This is a genomic window from Streptomyces sp. NPDC096205, from assembly GCF_044763135.1.
Lineage (GTDB): Bacteria > Actinomycetota > Actinomycetes > Streptomycetales > Streptomycetaceae > Streptomyces.
The window spans coordinates 52397-77060 of sequence record NZ_JBIWFS010000013.1; the positions used below are offsets into that span (position 1 = coordinate 52397).

General features: G+C 70.5%; 20 protein-coding genes and 2 pseudogenes. 12 read left to right on the forward strand and 10 right to left on the reverse strand.

The genetic code is table 11. The features are described from left to right. Window positions 1-28: 28 nt before the first annotated feature. Complete coding sequence (locus ACIQ6Y_RS37395; protein ID WP_404046786.1) at window positions 29-4609, forward strand: caspase family protein; 4581 nt, start codon at window positions 29-31, stop codon at window positions 4607-4609. Window positions 4610-5457: 848 nt separating this feature from the next. Here the strand turns inward: ACIQ6Y_RS37395 and ACIQ6Y_RS37400 are convergent. After that, window positions 5458-6207, reverse strand: a pseudogene (locus ACIQ6Y_RS37400) (transposase family protein). A gap of 17 nt (window positions 6208-6224) precedes the next feature. Between ACIQ6Y_RS37400 and ACIQ6Y_RS37405 the strand changes: the two are divergent. Genes ACIQ6Y_RS37405 through ACIQ6Y_RS37415 form a run of 3 tightly spaced genes read left to right on the forward strand, consistent with a single transcriptional unit; the run spans window position 6225 to window position 7667 of the window. Further along, the gene (locus tag ACIQ6Y_RS37405; RefSeq protein ID WP_404046789.1) at window positions 6225-6911 is read left to right on the forward strand and encodes a hypothetical protein; all 687 of its coding nucleotides are present in this window, start codon (window positions 6225-6227) and stop codon (window positions 6909-6911) included. 31 nt (window positions 6912-6942) lie between these two features. Continuing rightward, window positions 6943-7302 carry an ASCH domain-containing protein gene (locus ACIQ6Y_RS37410; protein WP_404046792.1) on the forward strand — a complete coding sequence of 120 codons (360 nt, stop codon included), beginning with the start codon at window positions 6943-6945 and terminating at the stop codon, window positions 7300-7302. Window positions 7303-7355: 53 nt separating this feature from the next. After that, window positions 7356-7667 carry a cupin gene (locus tag ACIQ6Y_RS37415; protein ID WP_404046794.1) on the forward strand — a complete coding sequence of 104 codons (312 nt, stop codon included), beginning with the start codon at window positions 7356-7358 and terminating at the stop codon, window positions 7665-7667. Window positions 7668-7733: 66 nt separating this feature from the next. Here the strand turns inward: ACIQ6Y_RS37415 and ACIQ6Y_RS37420 are convergent, their stop codons facing one another. From ACIQ6Y_RS37420 to ACIQ6Y_RS37430, 3 genes are all read right to left on the reverse strand, one after another. Next, entirely contained in the window at window positions 7734-8426 is a 693-nt protein-coding gene (locus tag ACIQ6Y_RS37420) for a WbqC family protein (RefSeq protein ID WP_404046797.1), read from the reverse strand. Window positions 8427-8469: 43 nt separating this feature from the next. Then, window positions 8470-9066 carry a YdcF family protein gene (locus ACIQ6Y_RS37425; RefSeq protein WP_404046799.1) on the reverse strand — a complete coding sequence of 199 codons (597 nt, stop codon included), beginning with the start codon at window positions 9064-9066 and terminating at the stop codon, window positions 8470-8472. 83 nt (window positions 9067-9149) lie between these two features. Continuing rightward, window positions 9150-10250 carry a helix-turn-helix domain-containing protein gene (locus ACIQ6Y_RS37430; RefSeq protein ID WP_404046802.1) on the reverse strand — a complete coding sequence of 367 codons (1101 nt, stop codon included), beginning with the start codon at window positions 10248-10250 and terminating at the stop codon, window positions 9150-9152. Between the two features lie 216 nt (window positions 10251-10466). On the opposite strand from ACIQ6Y_RS37430, the gene ACIQ6Y_RS37435 reads away from it, so the two are divergent. The 3 genes and pseudogenes from ACIQ6Y_RS37435 to ACIQ6Y_RS37445 all read left to right on the forward strand — a co-directional run. Next, complete coding sequence (locus ACIQ6Y_RS37435) at window positions 10467-10823, forward strand: hypothetical protein (protein ID WP_404046805.1); 357 nt, start codon at window positions 10467-10469, stop codon at window positions 10821-10823. 5 nt (window positions 10824-10828) lie between these two features. Continuing rightward, window positions 10829-11371, forward strand: a complete 543-nt coding sequence (locus ACIQ6Y_RS37440; protein ID WP_404046808.1) for an NUDIX hydrolase — start codon at window positions 10829-10831, stop codon at window positions 11369-11371. Window positions 11372-11505: 134 nt separating this feature from the next. Beyond that, a pseudogene (locus tag ACIQ6Y_RS37445) lies at window positions 11506-12041 on the forward strand (tetratricopeptide repeat protein); the annotation flags it as partial. 423 nt (window positions 12042-12464) lie between these two features. On the opposite strand, the gene ACIQ6Y_RS37450 reads toward ACIQ6Y_RS37445, so the two are convergent. From ACIQ6Y_RS37450 to ACIQ6Y_RS37460, 3 genes are all read right to left on the reverse strand, one after another. Next, window positions 12465-14288, reverse strand: a complete 1824-nt coding sequence (locus tag ACIQ6Y_RS37450; protein ID WP_404046811.1) for a glycoside hydrolase family 15 protein — start codon at window positions 14286-14288, stop codon at window positions 12465-12467. Next, window positions 14288-14731: a hypothetical protein gene (locus ACIQ6Y_RS37455; RefSeq protein ID WP_404046813.1), complete on the reverse strand. Its 444-nt coding sequence runs from the start codon at window positions 14729-14731 to the stop codon at window positions 14288-14290. The genes ACIQ6Y_RS37450 and ACIQ6Y_RS37455 overlap by 1 nt, the downstream gene beginning before the upstream one ends. Before the next feature lie 234 nt (window positions 14732-14965). After that, window positions 14966-15952 (reverse strand): DUF389 domain-containing protein, encoded by a 987-nt coding sequence (locus tag ACIQ6Y_RS37460; RefSeq protein ID WP_404046816.1) that lies wholly within the window; start codon window positions 15950-15952, stop codon window positions 14966-14968. Window positions 15953-16283: 331 nt separating this feature from the next. On the opposite strand from ACIQ6Y_RS37460, the gene ACIQ6Y_RS37465 reads away from it, so the two are divergent. Beyond that, window positions 16284-16769, forward strand: a complete 486-nt coding sequence (locus tag ACIQ6Y_RS37465) for a DUF1269 domain-containing protein (RefSeq protein WP_404046819.1) — start codon at window positions 16284-16286, stop codon at window positions 16767-16769. A 201-nt stretch (window positions 16770-16970) separates the two neighbouring features. Here the strand turns inward: ACIQ6Y_RS37465 and ACIQ6Y_RS37470 are convergent, their stop codons facing one another. Continuing rightward, a complete protein-coding gene (locus tag ACIQ6Y_RS37470) occupies window positions 16971-18872 on the reverse strand; it encodes an alkyl/aryl-sulfatase (protein WP_404046822.1) in 1902 nt (633 codons plus the stop codon). A 289-nt stretch (window positions 18873-19161) separates the two neighbouring features. On the opposite strand from ACIQ6Y_RS37470, the gene ACIQ6Y_RS37475 reads away from it, so the two are divergent. The 3 genes from ACIQ6Y_RS37475 to ACIQ6Y_RS37485 all read left to right on the forward strand — a co-directional run bounded on the left by ACIQ6Y_RS37475 (window position 19162) and on the right by ACIQ6Y_RS37485 (window position 21747). Further along, the gene (locus tag ACIQ6Y_RS37475) at window positions 19162-20487 is read left to right on the forward strand and encodes a DUF2254 family protein (protein WP_404046824.1); all 1326 of its coding nucleotides are present in this window, start codon (window positions 19162-19164) and stop codon (window positions 20485-20487) included. Next, entirely contained in the window at window positions 20484-21473 is a 990-nt protein-coding gene (locus ACIQ6Y_RS37480; RefSeq protein ID WP_404046827.1) for a YhjD/YihY/BrkB family envelope integrity protein, read from the forward strand. Before ACIQ6Y_RS37475 ends, ACIQ6Y_RS37480 begins: the two co-directional genes overlap by 4 nt. Before the next feature lie 103 nt (window positions 21474-21576). Beyond that, a complete protein-coding gene (locus ACIQ6Y_RS37485) occupies window positions 21577-21747 on the forward strand; it encodes a lipopolysaccharide assembly protein LapA domain-containing protein (RefSeq protein ID WP_404046830.1) in 171 nt (56 codons plus the stop codon). A 742-nt stretch (window positions 21748-22489) separates the two neighbouring features. Here ACIQ6Y_RS37485 and ACIQ6Y_RS37490 read toward each other — a convergent pair. Further along, window positions 22490-23437 carry a class I SAM-dependent methyltransferase gene (locus tag ACIQ6Y_RS37490; RefSeq protein WP_404046833.1) on the reverse strand — a complete coding sequence of 316 codons (948 nt, stop codon included), beginning with the start codon at window positions 23435-23437 and terminating at the stop codon, window positions 22490-22492. Window positions 23438-23636: 199 nt separating this feature from the next. Between ACIQ6Y_RS37490 and ACIQ6Y_RS37495 the strand changes: the two genes are divergently transcribed. Next, window positions 23637-24083, forward strand: coding sequence for a hypothetical protein (locus ACIQ6Y_RS37495; RefSeq protein ID WP_404046835.1), 447 nt, complete (start codon window positions 23637-23639; stop codon window positions 24081-24083). On the opposite strand, the gene ACIQ6Y_RS37500 is transcribed toward ACIQ6Y_RS37495, so the two are convergent. After that, on the reverse strand, window positions 24052-24648 hold the full coding sequence (locus ACIQ6Y_RS37500) for an NADPH-dependent F420 reductase (RefSeq protein WP_404046837.1): 597 nt from the start codon (window positions 24646-24648) through the stop codon (window positions 24052-24054). The two genes, ACIQ6Y_RS37495 and ACIQ6Y_RS37500, sit on opposite strands and share 32 nt — an antisense overlap. Window positions 24649-24664: the final 16 nt, after the last annotated feature.

The window sequence follows — 24664 nt, forward strand, 5'->3', positions numbered from 1 at the left end:
AGGGACAACGCCGTCAGGGGAAGGGCCCATGCCGTCAGGGGCAGGGACACCGCCGTCCGCAGGAGGGCCGGACCTGACGGGGCCCGGCTGTCACGCGGTCGTGGTCGGCACGGGCCGCTACCCGGGAGACCGGCTGCGTGACCTTTCCGCGGCCGTGCCGTCCGCCGAGGCGCTGGCCGAGACGTTGCGCACCCACTGCGGCATGAGCGACCGGGTCCGCGTGCTGACGAACCCCGCGTCGCCGAGCGACGTGCTGGAGGCGCTGGCGGAGGCCGCCGACCGGGCGGCGCCCACCGAGGAGCGGCCCGAGAGCGGCATCGTCGTCTTCTGCTTCGTCGGCCACGGTCTGCGCGGGCCCGGCGGGCGGCTGTATCTGGCGACGGCGGCGACGAAGTCCCTCACGGACACCGCCCACTCGGTGCCCTACGCGGAGATCGAGCGCTATCTCAGCGACGCCGCCGCCGACCCGGTGCTGATCCTCGACTGCTGCTTCGCCGGGAACGCCCGGGAACCCGACCGCGCCCCCGCCCCGGACCCGTTCGGCGCGTCCCGCCCCCAGGGCAGCTATCTGCTCGGCTCCGCCCAGCGCAACACCCTCGCCTACGCCCCCGAGGGCGCCGAGTACACCTTGTTCACGGGGCATCTGCTGAAGTTGCTGCGGGACGGCGACGCGGGCGCCGCTCGCCTGATGACGCTGGGCGGGGTCTACCGCCTGCTCGACCAGCGGCTCCAGGGCGAGGGGGCCCGCCCCTACGGCGGCGGCACCGCCCGCATGGCCGAGCTGGTCCTCACCGTCAACCGCCGCTATCCCGCGCAGCCCGCACCGGATGGCCCGTCGGCGCCGGATGACGACGCGGACGCCGTGTGCCCGTACCCGGGCCTGCGCCCGTTCCTGCCCGAACAGCACCACCTCTTCTTCGGCCGCGAGGAGCTGACCGAGCGGCTGCTGGCTCGGGTCGCCGCGACCCGGCCGGGGGAACCGCTGGTCCTCCTCGGCAACTCCGGCGTGGGCAAGTCGTCGCTGCTGCGGGCCGGGCTGAGCGTCGCGGCCCAGCGCGCCGGACTGGGGCCGGTGTGCCTGGTGCCCGCACCGGGCGCGCGACCGTTCCGGCGGCTCGCCGAGGCGTGGGCGCGGGCCGTGGACCGCCCGGTCGCCGACGTCGTAGGCGATTTGGAGCAGGGACGTTTCACACCGGCCGAGCCCGGGGTGCGGCGCGGACCGGTGCCCGGCGTGCTGGTCGTCGACCAGTTGGAGCAGTACTTCACGCACGGCGCCGACGAGGCGGAGCGCGCCCGGTTCGCCGCCGCGCTCACCGCGGCCGACGGGCCGCGCGTCGTGCTGGCGCTGCGCGCCGACTACCACGGCGACGTCCTCGGCGACCCGCACCTCGCCCCGTTCGCCGAACGCGACCACTTCGTCGTGCCCGCCCTGAACGACGCCGAGATCGAGGCGGCCGTCGTCGAGCCCGCCCGCTACGCGGGCCTGCGGTGGGAGGCGGGCGTCCCGCGCATCCTGATGCGCGAGGTGAACGAGGAACGACGCGGCGGACGCACCGGCGACGCGGCGGCCCTGCCGTATCTGGCGTACGTCCTCCAGGAGATCTGGCTGCGGCGGCGCGGGACGACGCTCACCTACGCCGCGTACCAGGAGGCGGGCGGCATCCGCGACGCGGTGGCGCGCGCCGCCGACCGGATCCACGACGGCCTCGACGACGACGGCCGCGGGCGGCTGCGCACCCTGATGCTCGCCATGGTGCAGGTGGCCGACGGCGAGGGCCGGCTGGTGCGCCGCCGGGTGCCGCGCCAGGAACTGACCGGCGCTCGGGACCTGCTGCGGCTCCTGGCCGACGCCCATCTGGTCGTGGTGGACGAGGACGGCGGGGCGCAGCTCGGCCACGACTCGCTGCTGTATGCCTGGCAGCGGCTGACCGGCTGGATCGAGGAGGCCCGCGGTGATCTGCTGCGGCTGCGGCGGCTGACGGCCGCGGCGGAGGGCTGGGACGAGGGCGGACGAGGGCCCAGCGGTCTGTGGCGGGGCTTCGACCTGAGCGAGGCACGCGAGCTGACCGCCGGCCGGACGGCCGGGGCGGCGCCCGTACGGCAGGTGGCGCGCGACTTCGTCACCGCGAGCGAGCGCTCCGAGCGGCGCCGGCGCCGGGCCGTCCGGACGTGGGTCTCCGTGCTGTCGGCGCTGACCCTGGTGGCGGCCTCCCTGGCGGGCTGGGCCTTCCACGAGAACGGGCGGGCGGCGAGCCGGGAGCGGGCCCTGATCGCCCGAGAGCTGGCCGGTCGCGCCGACCGCATCCGCGACCGCGACCCGGGCACGGCGCTGCGCCTCAGCCTGGCCGCGTACCGCACGGCCGAGACCCCGGAGACCCGCTCCAGCCTGTACGCGTCGGCGATCACCCTGACCCCGGTCCACCTCACCCCCGAAAAGCCGCACCGCGAGCCCGTCCTGAACCTCGCCTACCGCGCGGACGGCAAAGCGCTGGCCGCGAGCCACCGGGACGGCCGGGTGCAACTGTGGGACCTGACCGACCCCGAGCGGCCGGCCGAGGCGGGCCGTTTCCGTCTCAAGGGCCGGCCCGCCCTCGCCCACCACCCCGCCAAGCCGCTGCTGGCCGCGCAGACGGGTAAAGAACTGACCCTGTGGAACACCGCCGACCCCGACCATCCCGAGCGGCTGGCGCGCCTCCCGGTCGAGGGGAGCGAGGCGACGTTCAGCGTGGCGTTCAGCGCGGACGGCCGGACCCTGGCGTCCGGCGGCGACAAGGGGCGGCTGCGGCTGTGGGACGTCTCCGACCCGGCGCGCCCCGCCCTGCGCGCGCGGCGCACGCTGGCCGACGCGGAGCTGATCTCGCTGGCGTTCACCCGGGACGGACACCACCTGATCACCGGCAACGGCAACGGCAACGGGCCGGGCGAGGGCGGTCACCCCGCCCAGGTGCGGCTGTGGGACCTGTCCGACCCGGGCCGGCCCGTCCTGCGCGACACCGAGCGGGCTGCCTCGGTCATGTCCGTCGCCGCCCACCCGCGCCGCGACCTGGTCGTCTCGAACGGCGGCGGCGGGGAGACGGCCTGGTGGCGTGTGGTGGACGGGAGGCAACTGCAGCGGGTGTCCGCCGAGGACGGCCTGGGCGGCTGGGGCAGCTACGACGGCATGCCGCAGCTCGCCTTCAGTCCGGACGGCAGATTCCTCGCCGGGGCCGACCGCGACGACGGTGTGCGGCGGCTCAGGGCGACGGCTGAGCCGGCCGAACTGGCGCAGGCCGAGCCGGATCTCGGTGTGCTGTCCGCGGGGCAGCCGGTCCAGACGGTCGCCTACAGCCCCGACAGCCGCTATCTGGCAGCCGGCGAGGTGGGCGGCGAGATCCGGTTGTGGACCGAGCACGCCTGGGCGCCCGCACTCCCCGGCTATCTGCCCCTGCAGGAGGTGGCGGGCACGGGCCCCGTCAGCGCCGACGGCAGGCTGCTCATCACCAAGACGGAGGAGGCGGACTACTCCCAGACCACCCGGATCTGGACCATCGGCGAGCACGGCTCGCCGAAGCCGCGCTACACCCTCCCAAAGGACTGGGAGGCCAACTGGTTCCTGACCGGCCGGGCCGGCGACCCGGTCCTGCTGGCCCACCACTGGGCGGGAGGGCTCGACCACACCCTCCAGCTCTGGCGGTTCGGCACCCAGGGCCCGCCGCGCAGAAGCACGAGCATCCGGTACACCGCCGACGTCTCGCACATCACCGTCAGCCCCGACGGCCGGCTGCTGGCCGTGGGCTCGCGGGAGGAGCGGGCCATCGCCCTGTGGGACATCGGCGACCCCGCCAAGCCCGTGCGCCGGGCCGACATTCCCACGCAGGCGAAGGGCGGGCTCCTCGATACGGGAACCCTGTGGTTCGCGGGCCCGCACACCGTCGTGACCGTCGAGGGCGAATGGCACCTGCGGCTCTGGGACGTCTCCGACCCAGGCCGCCCCCGCAAGGGCGACAAGATCGAGGACGCAGCGCTGGGCGAGGGCGCGATGTACGACGACGACTCGAAGCTGCTGATCACCGAGGAGAGCGGCGACACGATCCGGCTGTACGACCTCTCCCAGCCGGCGCGTGCGGTCGAGGGGGCGCGCGTCCCCGCCGCTCCCGGGAGCTACTTCCCCGCCGGGAAGGACCAGCTCGCGACCGCGGTCGCCGACGGCACGATCGAGTTCTGGGACGTGTCGGATCCGGGCGAGCCGAGGAAGAAGGACGAGACGGTACGCCTGGACCGCGCCATCACGTCCCTCGACCTCACCGCCGACGGCCGCCACGCCATCACCGGCAACCCCTACCGCATCTGGTCCCTGGGCGGCGACGGCCGCTGGGCCACCCCCGAGTTCGCCACTCTGCAGGGTGCGGAGTCCGTCCGGCTGCCCGCGGGCGAGAGCTGGCTGGCCGTCACCACCGTGACGGACGCGCCGGGCCTGTCGAACGAGAGGCACACATACATCCTCGACTACGACACCGACCGCCTCTACGAGGCCATGTGCCGCTCACAGCCGGTCAATCTGCCGAAGGACCGCTGGAATGCGCTGTTCCCGCACCTGGAGCACCGCCTCTCCTGCACCGAAGGAGAGTGATCACCTACGCGCCCCCTGGCCGGTGGCCCCGTCAGGCCAGGTGGGCGTCATCCGTGAACACGTGCTGAAGACGGGGGCATGGAGGGGCTCCGTCGCGCACGCCATCCTCGACCGCGAATGGCAGCCCGGCCCCTGATCCTTCGTGGGCCGGGCTGCATGCAGATCGCCGCGTCTTTGTGGGTGCGCACTCGCGCGGCGAGCCCTCGCTTCCGTCCTGCGTCGTGTGAGTGAGGACGTCGAGGTTGCCGAAGACGTAGTTGTCGGAACACCAGGAGGCGTGGCGGAAGCCCTACAGATTGATCGTCGGCTCGCTCGGTCTTCTCCTGATGTCCAGCGTGGCAGTGATGCTTCCGCTCTATGCCATGTTCAAACCGCTCTCCGCTGAGGCATCGCTCAGTACTTGGGCAGGCTGGGTGGTTGTGGTGATCGGTCTGGGCGCGGCCACCGTGGTTGTCCTTGCGTCTGCCCGGCAGCACCGTGACTGGCGGCACTGGTCTGTTGATCTCTCTGGGCGCCGTGGCCGTGGTGACGGGTGCCCTGCTTCTCGCTCCGAGAACATCAGGCAATGCCGACGCGGCTGGTGTATCTCTAGCCTGGTCGATGCTCCGCTTCACGGCCGGCGTGGGACCATTCCTGCACGCGCGGGGACCCCCCTCCCTGCGCCAGTCGCCACAATGCACCCGGGGACCATCCCCGCACGCGCTGGGAGCACCCATGTGGCTGTGGTCGACGGTCCTGTCGCCCGTGGGACCATCCCCGCATGCGCGGGGAGCACAAGGCCGGTCCGGACGTTCAATCCGCGCAAAACACCTGAACGGGGACTGATTAGGGGCCATCAGTGAGCCTGTTCAGCGGAGCCGCTCCAGGGTGAGGACGGCTTTGGTGATTGATGTCATGCGGTTGGGGCTGCATCGGGATCTGCGGAAGATGCGCCAGGACTTCAGGTGTGCGACGCCGCGTTCGACCGGTGCCCGTGCCGCGGCCAGGGCCCGGTTGAGGGTCTTCTCGGTGGGGGTGAGTTCCTGCAGGGGGCCTGCGTTTGATGCCCGTGGTCACCCAGGGGCCGCCGCCCTGGTAGGCGAGATTGGCCAGGATGGGAACGCCCTGGCGCTCGCGGATGCGGATGATCCGGTGGGTGCGGACAGCGGTCAGGTCGTGAGCCCGGCCCGGCAGTGCGGGTGGGAGCCACAGCAGCCGGCCGCCCGGATCGGTGACCACCTGTACGTTCACCCCGTGCCGGCGGTGCTTGGCCGAGTAGTCTGCCCGTCCGTCGCCGACCGGTCGCACTCGGCGAGCGTGCCGTCCAGCAGGACGAAATCGGGGTCGGCGTCGCGCAGGACCTTCAGCAGACCCGGCGCACGTTCGGCAAGCAGGTCGACGACCGCGCTGGTGTAGGCGTGGGCGGTGGACTCGCTGATCCCGAACCCGGCAGCAATCTTCGCCAGGGTGGTGTGTTCGCGCAGGTACACCAGTGCCACCATCGCGCGCTGGGACGGGCGGAGCTTGCAGCGGCGGTCGCCCTCACGGGTGACAACGAGCATGGTGACCCACTCCACGAGCGCATGGGGCAGGTCGAGTGCGGCAGGATAGATGACCAACGAGGCCCCTGAGCAGCGTGGTTGAGACGTCAGACATCTCGATCAACAGCCCGGGGGCCTCGCTCGTTGAGGTTCGTGGACCGTCACGCATCGACGCCGCCCGCTGGTGGCTGGACCCGGCCCACGGCACCCCGCACGTCCGCGTACCCTGCCCGGCCCCGGGCTGCGGCTGGGCCGAGAAGCACGCCGAGCGCACCCGCATCCTGCTCGGCGACGACCACGCCGTCGTGCACGCCGTCTGCCTCCGCCACGGGCCCTACGAAGTCGTCATCTCCCCGCACAGCGGCGGATACGTCGACCTCGCAACGCTCTACCGGAACCTCGTCAGGGAACTCGCCGCCGGCACGGACCGCGAACGGCTGTCCGTCATGGTCAAGGGCGGGGACTGGGTCTTCGGTTCTACTCTCGTCGACAACGCTCTGACCGCGATCGGCCTCACCGCCGGGCGGCTGCCGACCCGGCTGTTCTGCCCGCAGGTCGTCACCGACACCGGCGCCAAGCTGTCCAAGTTGCTGATCCGGGACGGCAAGGCATCGTTGCCCCACGGGTCGGCACCGTGGATGCTCGATACCAGGATGTGGCCGGGCTCGTTGTCCGAATACGCCGACCGCCTGCTCGCCATGGCCGACGTGCTGCTGTCCTCCCTGAGGCACTTCTTCCGCACTTCTTCCGCTCGTGCACGGCCGGAGAACTCGGCCGGCTGATGTCCCAACCGACGAGGAGCGTGCCAGCCCCATGACAGACACGACCACCGCCCGCACGCACGAGCTCAACCTGTACCGCCAGTACTTCGACGTCGTCGCCGCCGGCCGCAAGACCATCGAGGTCCGGGTGAGGTACCCGCACCTCGCCGACATGGCAGCGGGAGACACGATCCGGTTCCGCATCAAGGGCACCGAAGAGACCTGCGACGTCCTCGTGAAACGGGTCACCGCCTACGACGACTTCGAGACGCTGCTCGACGGCGAAGGCCCGCAGAACGTCAACCCCACCAGCACCCGGGAGCAGCAGCTCGCCAACATCCGCGACATCTACCCGCCCGAGAAGGAAGCACTCGGCGCGCTCGCGATCGAGATCGAACTGCTCGGCGCGTAAAGCCCGTCCTCGGCCCCTGTGGGCGCCCGTTGGTCGGCTGCGCCGCACAACCCGTGTTCGACCCCGAGCGGGACGGCTGGCAGCTGATGACCTTCCATGTGGAGACCGACGCCGACGTCCACGCCGACCACTGGGAAGTCCACTCCGCCGCGGACGAAGTCGTGTCCTGCCTCAGCGGCGGGATACGTCTCTACTTCCGCCCCCAGCAACCGGGCGAGAAGGAGGAGGAGATCAAGCTGGCGGCTGGAACGGCGGCCATCGTCCCGCGCGGGCGATGGCACCGCATCGCACTGGACGCCCCCAGCGACATCATGTCCGTCACCCTTCCACGCGGCAGCCGCCTGGAGAAGCGGAGCGAAGCTTAAGCCAGGCCATCACATCCGGCCCTCATCCACAAAGACGCTGACACCGGCCGCCGCTCACATCCGCGCCTACCCCTGCCTCGTCCGTGGCATTGGTCGGCGGCGAGAGTCCGGAGGCGGGCGGCCATGGCGTCCGGGCCGAGTGCTGCCACGGCCCACAGGGCACTGAGGCGGCGACCGGAGGACCAGATGCCAGTGGCCGGCGGCCGGAACGGGGCCACGGTGACGTTCTGGGCCAGCGAACGGATCCGGATCGAGATAGGTCATGCCGCCGGTCCCACACAGATAGGTGCGGGCGCCGGTCGCGGCGGCCAGGTCGGCGAGCCGGACGGATCGGCCCGGCCGGGCGGTCAGGCGGCTGCTGGTGAGGATCTGGCCCCGCCAGCCGATCAGGTCCAGCAGGACGCGGGCGGACATCTGGGCGACGGCCGCGGTCCGTCCGGTGGTGAAGGCGTCCAGCACGGGGTCCAGGGCCTTCGCGAGGGCGGGCCAGTGGGGGCTGGCGCCATAGTGCTGCCGCAGCATCCCCGCGGTCCGGCGGCGGGCCAGGGCGGGGTCGTCGATCACGGCGTCCCGGATGAGGGTGGACCGCCCGCCGGGGAGGTGGGTGGGAAGGGTGAGCCACTGCTGACGGGCCGGGTCGTCGAGGTCGGCGAGGCGGGCTCGGTGCTGGTAGTCGCGGCGGGTGAACTGCACGTCCTCCAGGACGATCCAGTAGTCCGCCGCGAACAGCTTGGCCAGCGTCGTCAGCCTCGGGAACACGTTGGGCTGGTGGATCGCGCACAGCCCGCCAGGGGCAGGCAGGTCATGAGGCGATGAGGCGGCTGGTGAAGCCGTCGCGGATGAGGGATTCGTACGCGGCATGCACGTCCTCCGGGACCTGTTGCTCGATGGCGAATCCGAGCTTCGGATACTCGATGACCCGCTGGAGGTCGCCGACGAGCATGTCCAGGACGAGCTTCTCGTCGCCGATGGACTTCAGGTAGTCGTCGAACTCCAGCGGCTCCGACGCACACATGATCTTGACTTCGGGCCACAGCTTGCGGGCGGTCGCGAACGACCGCCTTTCCATATAGGGCTTAGAGACCAGCAGCACCGTCTTGGGGTGGATGCCGACGGCGGCTAGGACCTCACGCGAGAGGGCGATGTTCTGCCCGGTGTTCGCCGCGTTCGGCTCCAGTAGGATCGCCTCGGCGGGGACGCCGAGGTCGATGGCGTGCTCGCGGAAGTGGACGGCCTCACCCCGGGGGAAGACCTTGGCGGTGGTGGGGCTGTTGCCGCCGGTGAACACCAGGGTCGGGAAGAGCCCGGAGCGATACAGCTCGGCGGCATGGGCGGCGACGCCGAGGTCGTGGCTGCCCAGTCCGATCGCCACGTCGACGGGCCGCAGCTCGTGGCTCATCTGGTGGTAGTCCCAGATCAGCTTGGCCTGGCCCCACTGGTCCTCGGTGGTCCTGATGGTCGTTGCTCACGCGTTCTCCCTGGTCACCGTTGCCGGGGGCCGGTCGGCCCCTCGCTCATGGCCTTGATGCCCTCAATACTGCGCAGTTGGTGCACGAGTCCGAACTGCGCGGCCACCTGGGCGGCTTGGTCGAGGACGAGGTGTCCATCATCCCGGGTCGCCGTGTCGGAGAGCAGGATGTGGCCATGAGCGGTGTCCAGGCGCACGCGTTGCATCGGTGATTCGGTCGTCCCACTGATGCGGGCGATGTCGATGAAGTGCAGGGCCTGAGTGAGGTCGCCGGCGCCGCGGCGGGCGAGGGCGAGTTTCTGGTGGGCCACCGACCAGTCGTCCGGTTCGGTGAGGTCTTCGAAGTCGCGGGTCGCGGCCTGCATGACGCGGGTCGCATAGTCGTGCTGGCCGTCCTTGCTCAGCGCAGTCCCCACCCACAACCGGGCCCTGGCCCGGTCGCGGCGGGAGAGCCGGTCGTCGACGGCGAGGGTTTCGTAGTTGCGGGCGGCGGTCTCCAGCTTCCCGGACATCTCGGTGATCACGGCCAGGGACAGGTCGAGCTGGGCGACGCGGCGGGGGATGTCGAGCTGGGTGAAGACCGCGCGGGCACCGGCATAGGAGCGCTGGGCGGACAGCGGGCCCAGGACGACGCCCTGGTCGCGCCTCAGGTCGCCGAGCAGGGCGGTGGAGCGGGCGAAGAGATACAGGCTCTTCTCGTCCAGCTCGGGGGTCTTGAACCGGCCGAGCCACCGGGTGAGGAGGCTGTCGGCGAAGGCGAAGTTCTGCCGGGACAGGGCGACTACGACGCGGTCGAGGTCGTCGGCCCAGGATTCGTACTCCCAGGCCCGGGGGCCGGAGGCGGTGACACGCCGCCGGGCAGTGGTCAGCGGGCTGGTCATCTCGGACAGGAGCGTTTCGAACCGCAGGTGGACGGCGGCGTCCGCACGGCCGAGGGCGGTGTCGAGGATGGCCTGGGTGTCGGGTCTGGGTTGGGTGTCGGCGAGCTTGGACTCCCACTTGGACACGGTCGCGACGGCCAGGCCGAGTTGCTGGGCGAAGGCCCGCACGCTCAATCGCAGCGCGAGCCGCAGGGCCTTGGCCTCCGTGCCGGTCCAGTGGTGCACGGTCGCCACGCGTCACTCCCTTCCACCGGTCATCGAAGCAGATCCGTGCAGGCGGCGGGACGGAAGTGGAACGGAAGTAGAACGGCCCGTGATTGGCCGCGAGTTGGCCGGACGCCACGCTCAAGACGTCACCACTTGTCTAGCCTTTTGGACGGTCCTGAGCATGGACCCCTCACAGAGCATCGCCCGGTCAGCGGCCCGGTTGTTTACGGCTTCCTGCGGCTGGTGCGGGTCTCCCAAGCGCGGCAGGACGCACTGGTTGCCTCGCTCGCCCAGTACTGCCGCAGCCATGAGCTGCAACTGTCCGGCGTCTTCACCGACCGCGACGTCTCCGCCGGGCCAGCCTCGGCGGCGTTCACCGGACTGCTGGACGTGCTCGCGCTGCCGGACGTCTATGGCGTGATCGCCCCGGCCATGTCGCATCTGGGGCCGAAGGCCATAGCCGCTGAACGCGGGCGACGGATCGAGGCGGCCGGCTCGCGGCTGCTGCTGGTCCGCAAGCCCCGCACCGCCCACCACTCCGTCTCCCGCAGCGGCCCCGTCCGCCGCCGCCACCCCGGCACCACCCGCGTCAACAGGTGATCACCATGACCATCACGGCAGACCACATCCGCACCACCATCGCCACCTACCTCGACGAGCACCCCGAGGACAAGCGCGAGCTCGGCGTCGTCCTCGGCCTCCTGGACGACGGCGACGACCTCACCAGCCGCAAAACCCTCCCCGGCCACGTCACCGCCGGCGCGATCCTCGTCGGCCCCGACGGCCGCATCCTGCACATTCTCCACAACGCAACCCAGAAGTGGCTGCTGCCTGGTGGTCATCTGGAGCCCTCGGACAACACGCTCCTGCAGGCCGCGGGCCGCGAACTCGCCGAGGAGACCGGCATCCCGCCCCACGTCGTGACCCCGCACGGCGAGATCCCGCTCCACATCGACATCCACCCCATCGACGCCAACCCCGCCAAGGACGAGCCCGCCCACCAGCACTTCGACTTCCCCTTCCTCTTCCGCACCACCGCCGACATCGGCGAACTCCAGACCGAAGAGGTCTCCGACGCCGCCTGGCGCGACATCGACACCATCAGCGACGAGCGCCTCAAGCAGCGCGTTGTCCAAGTACTCCACTGAGCCACAACTGGCTGCCTCCACAACTGCGATCCTCAACATGAGCGGGGGCAGCCGCCCACCAATCTCGGACGGGAACGTGCCTAACATCCCTTAAGTCCTTCTGGCGCTCTGCCAGGGTAAAGACTTGACAGCTACAGATAAGCGCCGCCCAGCGCTACTACCAGGTCGGCTACCAGCTCGCCTGCGAAGCCGATCCGCACGGTCACGCCGCCTGGATGGTGCGCGCCCTCGCACACCAGGCCCTCAGCCTCAAACAGCCCCACCACTGCGTCGACCTGGTCGAAGGTGCCCTCAGCCGTGGACTCGGCCGCGTAGACGGGCGACCGAGGCCCTGCTCCACATCACCCGCGCTCGCGCCTTCGCCGCAGTCAATGAGAAACCCGCCGCGGCCCGCGCCCTGCTGGCAGCCGAAGACGCTCTGCTCCGCGACGACGGCCCCCAGCCCAGCTTCTCCCCCGTCAGCGGACCGGCCGCCGGCACCGTCGCCAGCCACACGGCTCGCACGCTCACCGACCTCGCCGATCACGTTGGAACCGAGCAACAGCACCGTGACGCGCTCATCCGCTGGGACCCCGTGAAGTACAAGCGCGTCCACGCCCTCACCTACGCCGACCTCGGCGACAGCCTCGCCGCCCAGGCCCGCGCCGATGAGGCAGTCGCCGCCTGGAGCGCCGTTTTCTTTGGCCACGAATTTCGCACTGCCCACGACGAGGGGCTGTCCGGGCTGATGGACACGGAGCTGATACACGCCGTCAGCGACCGTGGCTTCGACGCGATCATGACCCAGGACCGTAACCAGCTCTCGAATCGCAATGAGCGGGATGCGCTCATCGAGACTGGCCTTCACTGGATCGGCCACCGTCAACCGGACGCGGAGGGGTTGCTGTACATCGTGACCTCCACAGCGGCCTACCTCTCCGCGATGCCGCACATCCTGGGCGAGATGGCCAGTGTCACAGGAGCGCACGCGTTTCACGTGCGCAACCTGCCCCTGCTGAAAGGCCAGCGCGTCACGGTCAGCCGGCTCAAGCTCTGAATATCGTTTTACGGTCCCGCACTGATCACGTGCAGCTGGCTCCTGCAGCGTTCCGGATCACCGTTCTGCCCGGCCCAGCTCCTCGTCCAGAGCGAGGGCAGCAGTGATCAGAGCAAGGTGGGTGAAAGCCTGAGGGAAGTTGCCCAACTGTTCTCCCGTGGGGCCGATCTCCTCCGCAAATAGGCCGACGTGGTTGGCGTAGGTGAGCATCTTGTCGAAGGCGTAACGAGCCTGGTCGAGGCGGCCGGCGCGGGCGAGGGCGTCGACGTACAGGAAGCTGCACAGGGAGAAGGTGCCCTCGCCGCCGCGCAGTCCGTCGGGCGAGGCGGCCGGGTCGTAGCGGTAAACCAGGCTGTCGGAGACCAGTTCGGTGTCCATGGCGTCGAGCGTGGACAGCCAGCGGGGATCGCGCGGGGTGACGAAGCCGACCGCCGGCATCAACAGCAGCGAGGCGTCCAGGACGTCGCTGCCGTAGTGCTGGACGAACGCTTTGCGCCGCTCGCTCCAGCCGCGCTCCATCACCTGGGCGAGGATGGTGTCGCGGGCCTGGGTCCAGGCGGTCAGGTCGGCAGGGCGGGCCAGGTCGCGGGCGACGCGGATGCCTCGGTCGAAGGCTGTCCAGCACATCAGGCGGCTGTAGGTGAAGTCCTGCCGGCCGCCGCGGGTCTCCCAGATGCCCTCGTCGGGGCGGTCCCAGTTCTTCACCAGCCAGTCGAGTACGTCGCGCAGGGCGCGCCAGCCGTCGTAGCCCATGTGGTGGGACAGGTCGTCGGTGTGGGTGAGGGCGTGGACCGCCTCGCCGTAGATGTCGAGCTGCAGCTGGTCGGCGGCTCCGTTGCCGACGCGGATGGGGGCCGAGCCATGGTAGCCCTCCAAATGGTCGAGGGTCTCCTCGGTCAGGCGGGGGTCGCCGTCCACGCGGTACATGATCTGGAGGGGTTCACCGGTGACCGTGTGGCGCTCGCGCAGGCGGTCACCGATCCAGCGGCGGAAAGCGTGGGCCTCCTCGGCGAAGCCGAGCCCGAACAGGGCGTGCAGGGAGAGGGAGGCGTCCCGGACCCAGGTGTAGCGGTAGTCCCAGTTGCGTTCGCCGCCGAGTTGCTCGGGCAGTCCCGTCGTCGCGGCGGCAACGGGCGCGCCCGTCGGGGCGTAGGTCAGCAGCTTCAGCGTGATCGCGGACCGGTTGACCGTCTCCTGCCAGCGGCCCCGGTAGCGGCTGCGGCGGGTCCAGCCGTACCAGAAGGCGCAGGTCTCCTCGAACTCGGCGCGGACGCTGTCCGGCGTGGGCGGTGGGGGCGGCTCGCCGCCCGCGGCGCACACCGTCAGGACAGCGGCCGCCAGTTGTCCCTGTTCCAGATCGATGGCAGCCCGGACGTCCTCGTGGTCGCGTTCCAGCACCACCGCACCTGCGGTCTGGAGGTGGACGTCGATGCCCGGGCCGGTGAAGCGGGCAGTGCCGTCCTGGAGGGTCAGGCGATGGCCGGCGCGGGCGTAGTCGAAGCGGGGACGGCAGGTGAGCGAGAAGCGGATACGGCCGCGCGTCGCCCGCATCGCCCTCACCAGCCGGTGGCGGTCCGTGGCCGTCTCCGGGCGGTCCACGGGCATGAAGTCGACCACCTCGCCGACCCCGTCCGGGGTGAGGAACCGGGTGATCAGGACCGCAGTGTCGGCGAGGTACAACTGGCGCGTGGTCACGTCCGCGCCGTCCACGGTGATCGCGAAGTGGCCGCCGCGCTCGTGGTCGAGGAGCGCGGCGAAGAGGCTCGGTGAGTCGAAGCGCGGTGCGCAGAACCAGTCGACGACGCCCTCGGAGGAGACGAGGGCGGCCGTCTGGAGGTCGCCGACCATGCCGTGGTCGGCGATGGGCGGGTATCGGCGCATCAGGGGCTCGCCGCCGCCGGCCGGTAGGTGGCGAGGGACCAGATGACGAACACGTCGATGGCCATCGTGATCACGGACCACACGGGCGCGTACGGCAGGAAGAGGAACTGGGCCAGCAGGCTGAGGGAAGCGAGCAGGATGCCGACCGCGCGGGCCCAGGTGGCGCCGGAGAGGATGCCCACGCCGGCGAGGGCGGCGATCACGCCGAGGATCAGGAGGATCCAGCCCCAGCCGGTGAGGTTGATCTTGTAGACGTAGTCGTCGATGTGAGCGTAGACGTCGTCCTCGGCGATCGCGGATATGCCCTGGAAGATGGCCAGGATGCCGTTCAGCAGCAACAGCACTCCCGCGAAGGTGGCGCCGCCGGTGGCCCAGGGGCTGTTCCGGGTCGGAGCGGGGCCGTAGCTGCCGGAGGGGGCTCCCGAGTGCGGCTGTGCGGTCATGGTGGCGCTCCGTTCTCGTGCTGCGGACGGTGCCCGCGACGCTCGTTCGGCTGTTTCGACCCTCGGTTCTGCGGAGCGATCCGGCTACAGGCGCTAGACCGATCGGGTGACGCGGTGGACCGGTCCGGGCAGGCTGGTTCCGTTGCTTTCCGCAGGTCGCCGACGCTGTATGGCCTCGTGCAGACGGCTCCTGGCGGCCCTGGCGGCATCGACGCGACGCAAAGCCCTGCTTCCTCAACTGCGCCCGCTCTCCTTCACGGTGCACGTGCGTGTGTCCGCGGGACACCAGTGGGTGCGACCGCCGACCAGATGGAGTTCGAGGTCGGCGTCGCCCATGCCGTGCGCGTCCAGAGCGGCGCGCAGCGCCGTCGGCGCGGGTTGCGGCGGCAGGCCGAGGACGCCGATCACGACGATGCCGTTGCGGGCCTCGACGGAGGCGATCTGCCACTTGCCGGTGGCCGCCCAGTCCTCGGCCACCGGTCGGGCGTCGGCGGCCAGCGATCGGTCGTGGGCGACGCCGATGGTGCCCGCGGTGAGGGGAGCAGCGACGAGCAGGACCACGCACACGACCGCGGCCAGCGTGCTTCCGCGGAAGCGCCCGACGCTCATGCCGGCCTCCTCCGCGCCCGCCCGGACGCCGTAGCAGAGGAAGACCATCGTGCCGGTGGCGACGATCGCGGCCACGTTGGTCGCGAACAGCAGGGCCGACTGCCCGGCGTCGTGGTAGCGGTGCACTGTGAGGAGCATTCCGGTGACGGCGAGGGGTGGCACCAGGGAGATGGCGATGGCGACGCCGGGCAGCGTGTCGGAGATGTCGGCCCGGACCAGGGCGAAGGCTCCGACGGTGCCAGTGGCCAGTGCGGCGAGCAGATCGACCAGGCGGGGGCTGATGCGCGAGGACACCTGGCTGTTGGAGGCGAAGGCGTCCGGCGGGGAGACGATCCAGCCGAGCAGCATGCCGATCGCCACCACGGCCAGCGCGCCGCCCAGCACCAGCAGGACGCACCGCACGACCTGGCGGCGCCGCGCCAGGACGAGGGCCAGGGCGGAGCCGAGGATCGGCGTCATCAGCGGGGCGACGATCATCGCGCCGATCACCGTGGCCGTGGAGTCACCGACCACACCGGCGCTGGCGATGACGGCGGCCAGCACAAGCAGCCCCCAGAACCGGGTCGAGCTCGGGCTGCGCAGGCCCCGCTCGATGAACAGAGTGCCGGCCATCCGCCGGGGCCGCATCGGCGTCGACTCGTGCCATTGCGTTCTCCTCCCGTCGGACGGACGTCGAGGACGGGGTTTGCTCACCGCCCTGGCCGCCGGGAAGACCAGCAGCGAGAAACGGCCTTGACCGCGTCGGCGACCCACCCGCCGCCTCCTCGTCGAATCGGCGCCTGCATGCCCAGCGCACCGCGAGGGAGGCCGGAGCGCGAGCAGGGGTAGGCCGTTTGCGAAGTTCGATCACTTTCATTGCTGAAGTCACCGAGATGCACGGAATGCACTCGGCGCGTTTACTGAAGGGCACTCATACCGGCTACGACGTCATCGGAGGACGCCCATGGCCACCCTGACCGTCTGGAAGTTCGACACGCCCGAGGGAGCGGAGGCCGCCGAAAGCACCCTGCTCCAGCTTCAGACGCAGGAGCTGATCAAGGTCCTGGACGCGGCGGTCGCTTCCTGGCCGGAGGACGCGAAGAAGCCGAAGACCCGGCAGCTGCACGACCTGACGGGCGCGGGCGCGCTGTCGGGCATGTTCTGGGGCATGCTCTTCGGACTGATCTTCCTGATGCCGCTCTTCGGTGCCGCCGTCGGCGCCGCTGCGGGCGCGCTCGGCGGCAAGATGGCAGACGTCGGGATCGACGACGACTTCATCGACTCGGTCAAGACAAAGGTAACTCCGGGCACTTCGGCGCTGTTCCTGCTGTCCCAGGACGCCGTCGTCGACCGCGTCAAAGAAGCGTTCCCGGGGGGTCACGCGCAGCTCATCCAGTCGAACCTGGATGGCGAGCAGGAGTCGAAGCTGCGCGAGGTCTTCGCGGATTAGACCGGGGGCTGCGTCGGTGGTCGGATGCGCCACAGGTCCCGTTCCGCTGATCGCCTTCGCCCTCATGCCGGCGCCAGGGCCGCGCCCCTCGGGCACGGACCTGGCGCCGGTTGCCGGTTTGAGCCGTGTCCATCGCGACCGGCGCCGCGCACCGGACAACTTGATGGAACACGGCCCCTCCTCAGCACCGCGCCGACGGGATCACGGGGTGACGACGGCGAAGTCCGGGTCCGGTGCGCCGAGGTAGCCCAGCAGTTCGGCGAGCCGGCCGGCGTCGCCGGTGACCTTGACGTCGTCCCGGGCCGCGAGGTCGGCGGGGGCGGTGGTGCCGAGCAGCACGGCCCTCAGGTCGGCCTCGCTGAGGGTGATCTCCACGTCCGGGTCGGGCGCTGCGGGCCCGTCGCCGGTGACGTGGGTCAACACACCGTTGCGCAGGCGCAGCGTGACGGGCTCGCCGTCGGTCAGGTTCCAGCGCACCGTGATGTCGGCGTCCCAGGCGCGCGGCCCGTCGACTCGGATGGCGAGCGCTTCGAAGAGCTGCTCCAGGGTCAGCGCGCCGAGCAGGTCGGGGGAGACCGTCTGGGTCGGCGTGCCGACCGGGCCCTGGCGCAGCTCCAGGGCGCCCATCAGGTAGAAGTTGCGCCAGGTTCCGTTCTCGCTGCCGTATCCGAGTTGTTCGAGGGCGTCGGCCTGCAGGGCGCGGGCCTCGGCGTTGTCCGGGTCGGCGAAGACGACGTGGTTGACGACCTGGGCGACCCAGCGGAAGTCGCCGTCGGCATACGACTGCCGGGCCCGGCGCAGGACTTCCTCGGCGTCACCCATGAACTCGACGTACCGCTTGGCCGATTCGACGGGAGGGTGCTCCCACAGGTGGGCCGGGTTGCCGTCGAACCAGCCGAGGTAACGCTGGTAGACGGCTTTGGTGTTGTGGCTGACGGAGCCGTAGTAGCCGTGGGTGTGCCAGGCGCGTTCCAGCGCCGGGGGCATCTCGATCCGCTCGGCGATCTCCAGGGCGGTCAGGCCCTCGTTGAGCATGCGCAGGGTCTGGTCGTGCAGGTAGGCGTACAGGTCGCGCTGTTCGGACAGGAAACCGACGACCCGGTCGCGGCCCCATACCGGCCAGTGGTGGGAGGCGAACGCGACCTCGGTGGAGTCCGTGAACAGGTCGATTGCCTCAGTGAGATAGCGGGCCCACACGCGGGGGTCGCGGACCTGGGCGCCCCGCAGTGTCAGCAGGTTGTGCAGGTTGTGGGTGGCGTTCTCCGCCATGCACAGGGCCCGGCGGTCGGGGAAGTGGAGGTTGAGTTCGGCCGGTGCCTCGGTGCCGGGGGTGAGCTGGAAGACCATCCGGATACCGTCGACCGTCTCGGTCTGCCCGGTGCGGGTGATGTGGGCGGTCGGCGGGATCAGGGTGACCGCGCCGGTGGAGACGGTCTGCCCGAGCCCCGCGCCGATCTGGCCGCGCTCGCCCTTGGGGAGGGCGGCGCCATACATGTAGGCGGCGCGGCGGCTCATCGCCGTACCCGCGTAGACGTTCTCGCTGACGGCATGCTCAAGGAAACCCTGCGGGGCGAGGACCGGGATGCCGCGCTCGACGTCCTCGTCGGCGATGACGCCACGTACGCCGCCGAAGTGGTCGGCGTGACTGTGGGTGTACAGCACGCCGGTCACCGGACGGTCACCGCGGTGGGCCCGGTACAGGGCGAGGCCCGCGGCGGCGGTCTCGGCGCACAGCAGCGGGTCGATCACGAAGACTCCGCGCTCGCCCTCGACGAGGGTCATATTCGACAGGTCGAAGCCGCGGACCTGGTAGATGCCGTCGGTCACCTCGAACAGGCCGTGGTCGGAGCAGAGCCGGCTCTGCCGCCACAGGCTCGGGTTGGCGGTGTCGGGGCAGTCTTGGGCGAGGAAGCCGTACGCCTCCAGGTCCCATACCGAGCGCCCCTCGGCGTCCCGGATGACACTTTCCGACGCCGTCCCCATGAAACCGCGCCGCGCGTCCCGCAGATCCTGCTCGTCGTCGAAGGCGAACCGCTGCCGCACCGCCTGGTTCGCCGCCGCGATACCGTGCTCCGCGGGCCTTCCCTCGGGGGGTTGAGGCATGCTGATCTCCCTCGCTGACGACGCGGTAGCCCGTGGCAGGGTGGCCTGCCAGCCAGTGCCACCTTCACCCGGGAGGTGCTACGCCACGACCAGACGTACGCCGTACGAGGGATGGCGGTGTGAGCGCTGGGAGGGTCGGGAGCGCGCGGGAGTGCGTGCGCCGTCCCCGACAGGGGACAGCGACTCGCTGTTACGCCCGGAGCGTCGGAGACTCGTTAGTCCCGAGTTCTTCCGCACCGAGGAGGGCAATGCGTACACAGGACTCCCTCCAGGCCGGCCACCCCCGCCCATGACCACGCCCCCTGTGCGGGCTCGGTCGCCCCAACACAGCCGCGGCAGCCAGCGAGCCCGGCGGACCCGAAGCCACGGCGTCGCGCTGCTGCTGGTGGCAGGAGGCGCGCTGCTGGGCTGGGCGCTGCCGCTGTGGGAACGACACGTGCCCGCCGCCGGGCTCAGCTTTGACTCTTCCACGGCCCAGGCCACCCTCGCCGCAATCGCCGGCGGCATGATCACTCTTGCCGGATTCGTCGTCACGGCGATCACGCTGGTCGTCCAGACGGTGCAGACGATGTCTCCGCGGTTGGTCGCGGCCCTCGGCCACTTCAGCCGGTACCTGGTGCTCTTCGGCCTGCTCATCGGCACGGCCCTGTACGCGCTGGTGACGCTGAGCCACGTCCGCGGCGAGAGCGTGCCCCGGATGAGCGTGACCGTTGCGGTCGGTCTCGTCCTGGTCGACGCCGTGACGGTGCTGTATCTACTCGCCTCACTGCGGCACGCCGTCACCGGGGGCGGCTTGGCCCGGGCCGTCGGCGACCGGCTGCGCACCGTCATCGACCAGAGCTACCCGGCCGCAGCAAGGCCGTGCGCGCCCCGTCCTGAGGGACTCGACGGCGGCGCGGGGCTGCCGCTCCTGCATCACGGCCGGCCTGCGGTCGTCTACGCCGTCGACGAGCCGCGTATGACCCGGCTCGCTGCGCGGTACGGCGTCCGCGTCCGGCTTCTGGTGGCGATCGGCGACTTCGTCGGCTTCGGCACGACGGTCGCGCGGATCGAGGCCGCCGAATCCGGCGCCTCCATCCCGGGCGCGCCCGAGATCACCCTCGGTCCCGGATTGGCTCGGCGCGTGTTCCGCTGCGTGCGGTTCGGCCCGAGCCGCACCGTGGAGCAGGACACGGCGTACGGCTTCCGGCTCCTCGCCGACATCGCGGTGCGGTCTCTGTCCCCCGCGGTCAACGACCCCACCACGGCGGTCCAGGCGCTGGACCAGATCGAGGACGGCCTGCTCCGGTTGGCGGACCGGCCGCTCGGCAGCACCTGGCTGCTCGACCGGAAGGGCCGCCGACGGGTGTCGTGCCCCGCACCGCACTGGCCGGACCTGGTCTCCCTCGCCCTCGACGAGACGATCCTGTACGGATACGGCGAACCGCAGATCGTGCGACGTCTGCGCGCCCTGCTCGAGCGGCTGGTGACGGCCGCCTCCGAGGACCGCAAAGAACCTGTAGCTGAGCGCCTTGCGGCCTTGGAGCGCTTGTCCTCTACGGGGTTGCCCGACGCCCTGCTGAGCCGGGTGGCCTCCCGACCGGACGGTCAGGGGCTGGGCGGGATGACGCCGTGACGGGACTGCGAGGACACGACAGCCCGACCGACGACGGGGCACCGGCGGACGGCCGCACGACGAACGGCACACCTGTGAGCGGCCGCAGGGCTGTCTGGGCGGCGCGGCTGAACGACCTGCGCGCCCGCACCGAAGAGCGCTTCCCTGTGCTGAGCGAACTGATGAACCGGCTGATGTCGGCGAACCTCCTGGACGCGGGCACCCGGCTCGCCGCGCAAGCCTTCCTGGCCGCTGTCCCGCTGCTGTTCGCGGTCGCCGCGTTCACCCCGCACGGCGTCCGCGACCAGCTACGGGAGTCTCTGCGTGTCATGTTCGGCCTGACCGGACAGGCCGACCTGGAACTGAACCAGGTCCTCGGAAAGTCCTCCAACGACAGCCTGCGCGAGACCACCGGCGCCATCGGGCTGGTGGTGGCCGTCATCTCCGCGACCAGTTTCAGCCGCGCCATGACCCGGGTGTGCGAGCGGGCCTGGCGGCTTCCGAAGGCCGGAGCCCGGATCGCGGCATGGCGCTGGGTGGTCTGGCTGCTCGCCCTGGTGATGGTCGTGCTGTTGCAGGGGCCCGTGCGAGAGGGCTTCGGCGCCGGGCTGTGGCTGGGCGGCCCCCTGCTCTTCCTCGTCAGCACGGGAGTCTGGCTGTGGACGCAGCACCTGCTGCTGGCCGGCCGCGTCCCCTGGCTGCCGCTGCTGCCCGGCGCGCTGCTGGCCGCAGCGGCCACCAGTGTCCTCGCTCTGACCGCCCGGCTCTACGTCCCCACGGCCCTCAACCGCGCCCTCGGCGACTACGGCTCCCTCGGTCTGGTCCTCACCCTGCTGTCCTGGCTGATCGTCGTGTGCGCTGCCATCACCTTCGCGGTGACGATCGGCGCCGTCCTCGCGGAGGAGCCGCCGCTGCGCCGGTACTGGAAGCAGTACGAGAGGCCGACCGAGCGTCACTCCAACGGCCCTGCCCACACAGAGACCCCCCACGATCCCCACTCATCCTGAAGTCATGAGTGGAGAAGACGTCCGGGCCCCGTCCGACCGCACCCGCACTGACAGGCAGACGAGAACGGGTCGATCCCCACGACTGACCTCGTCCCGCATCACCATGCTGGTACTGGCCGCTCTCGCGATCATCGTCATCGCCGAGAACACGCGGGAGGTCAGGATCCGCCTGCTGATCCCCGTCGTCACCATGCCGCTCTATCTGGCGCTCCTCATCATGTTCGTGCTCGGCGGTCTGTGCGGAGCGCTTCTGCTGCGCAGCAGGAGCAAGTGATCGGTCCCCCATCAGCTCGGACCCAGTCGACTCCAGGGCACATCCAGGGCACATGAGCCTGGGAAACGGCGTGGACCCGTGAGAACTACGGAGAGTAGTTTTCCCAGGTCAGCACAATTCTTCCTGCGAACCCCCAGGTCAGTGCGCTCCCGCTTCCAATCGCTGCGCAACCCACATGCCGTTATCGACTGGAAGGGCAGATCCATCCCCGTCCACGCCCGCCTGCTCACACCCCGCCAGCAGGACGAGGCCCGACACCGCATCCTCAAGGTCATGCCCGTCTTCGACGACTACGTCCGACACAGCCGCCGCCACGTCCGCGTCTTCGCCCTCACACCCGCAGAAGACCAGTAACGGAGCCGGCTCGGCAGCACAGATCGATGTCAGTGATCAGCACGGGTTGCGCGGGTAGTCAGTCAAAGCGTGCTCTGCCCGGAGCTGTGAAGGAATCCAGTTGCGGCGACCGGTCACCGATCCGCCCGCGCCGCCTCAGCTCGCTGTGATCCGGGCCTGGAATATGCGCAGCCGAGAGCCGCACGTTCGGCGACTGCCCGCCCTGGTGCTGGCAATAACCATCACAGCAACACGACATGCCGGAACGTGAGGTCGGCGTGCCGCGAGACGTCCGGGCAGGCAGACCAAACAGGTTCGGCTTAGCGGGGACGGCAGGCCGCGACGATCTGTCCGAGAGCCAGGGCCCTGCAGGTGGAGCGGCCGCCCCACCGCCGACTCCCAGGTCCCATCATCGGGGCTTGGCGGCCACGCACATGCCGTACCGCCACGCCTCCTGGTGCCGGTACATCTCCACCCCTCCCATCGCGTTGACCAGATAGTCGCCGCGGCCCACCCCGCGCGCGAGCGCATAGGGCAGTTGCCCCAGCCTTGAAAAGCACCGCAACATCGGCAGGATCTTCTCCGTCGCGTCATAGACCGATTCGACGACGAAACCGGCCTGCTGGAGAAGCTCTTCCAGGCGTCCGTGGGTCATCGTGAGCATGCCCGGCATGGCGGACAGCGCACAGACCCGCAGCAATGCGGACCGCGCCCGCGGCGTCAACTGGTCCTGTGGCGTGCTCGAATACTCCGACATCACCAGCCTCCCGCCGGGGCGCAGGACGCGGAAGAACTCGGCAAGCCCTTGAGCGGGTTCGGGAGAATGGACGAAGGACTCCATCGTGTAGACGCCGTCGAAGGAGGCATCGGCGAACGGCAGGGCGTGATAGTCGCCCGCCAGGAAACGCGTGCGCCTACCCGGCTCACCGGCCCGCGCCGACCGCTGCCGTGCACGGGCAATATCCGATCCGATCCCGTCGATCCCGGTGACGTGCACTGAGCCTGCTCGTGCCACCGTGCGTGCCACGTCGCCAGCCCCGCACCCGGCATCAAGCACCGACGCCCCTGCCTGCAGGGCCAGCTTCCGCACCACGACGAGCTCCATGCGCCGCATGGCTGCAGCGAACTTCCAGGCATTGTGGCCTGGCTCATACCAGCCGAAGTGACGCGTGCGGCCAAGCAGCGCCGCATACCCAAAGCGTGACTCCCACGCCTTGTAGTAGGGCACGACGTGCTGCCGGTAATGGCTATCAGTCAGGCGCATCATCACAGCAGTCCCTTCAGTCAGTTGCCCACCTCGCCCGAGGCCGTCATGCAGAGCAACGACCAAGTGATGCGGCGAGATGCGCACGAACACGCTGATGGTCGGCGGCCTGCCTGCGGCGCGGCTGGGGCTACGAAGCCGACCGGCTCGCCGCGCGCACGGACCACAAGATCCGACTGCCAGAAGTTGAGCGCCGCCGCATCGTCCACGAGCTGTGCGGGCCCGTCGGATACGCCTTGGACATCGACCTCGAGAACCACGAGGACCTGGTCGCCGCCGTTCGCAACTTGTCGTGCCGGGGGATGGCGGGCTCGACTTCGGCCGGCTGCAGCACCGGGCCCGCCGCCGCGGACGCAGCGCCGTGCAGGCGGCCGCCGACCACCCCGCCTACCTGATCGCCTTCGACGTTCTGGAGAGTGAGGGCCAGGAACATATGCGCCGCCCCTACCGTGAACGGCGGGCCGTCCTGGAGAGTCTCTTCGCCGACGACGTTCTGGCTGCCCCGTTCACCTTGTGCCCGGCCACCGAGGACCGGGAACAGGCGCGGGAGTGGCTGGACCCTTCCTGGGGAGCGGTCGGTATCGAGGGTGTGGTGCTCAAGGGGCGCGAGCAGCCCTATCTGCCGGGCAGGCGTGCCTGGATCACAGTGCGAAACCATCCATGCCACGCGCCGTCTCCGGCTACCTCCAGCCAGCGCAGCTCGACAGTCAGCGGGCGATTGAGATCGCGAAGGGTGTGAATCCGGCGGACCGTATGACGTGCGGTACGAACAGGATCGCGGCCTCTGTGGCGCGGGCGGTCTGGACCCCGCCGAGGTCGGTGATCCATTCCTTTTGCCAGCCGAGGTCGGTGAGCAGTTCGCGGACGGTCTGCTTGGCCTGCAGGTCCTCGCCGGAGAGGAACGCGGTCGGAGTCTGGGGGAGCGTGGCCGGCGAGGTCATCACCGGGAAGAGCATGGTGTTGAGTGTCTTGACGACACGCGTTTCGGGGAGCGCTTCCTGGAGTTGTTCGGCGAGGCTCGAGCCGGGGTAGATCAGATCGGCGGGCAGTCCGTCCGGTCCGTCGGTGGTGGCGTTGGAGACGTCGACGAGGATCTTGTCCCGGAGTTCTTCGCGCAGAGCGGCGAGCCGGTCCAGCGAGCCGGCACCCGGAGTGGCGTTGATGACGATCCGGGCGGTCCGGGCGGCGTCGGCGGCGACGCCCGGCGTGCGGTCCGCCACGGTCACTTCGTGTCCTGCCCGGGCGAGGGCTGCGGCCAGGTTGCCGCCGACGCGGCCGTTTCCGAGAACTGCGATCGTGGTCATGATGATCTGGTCCTTC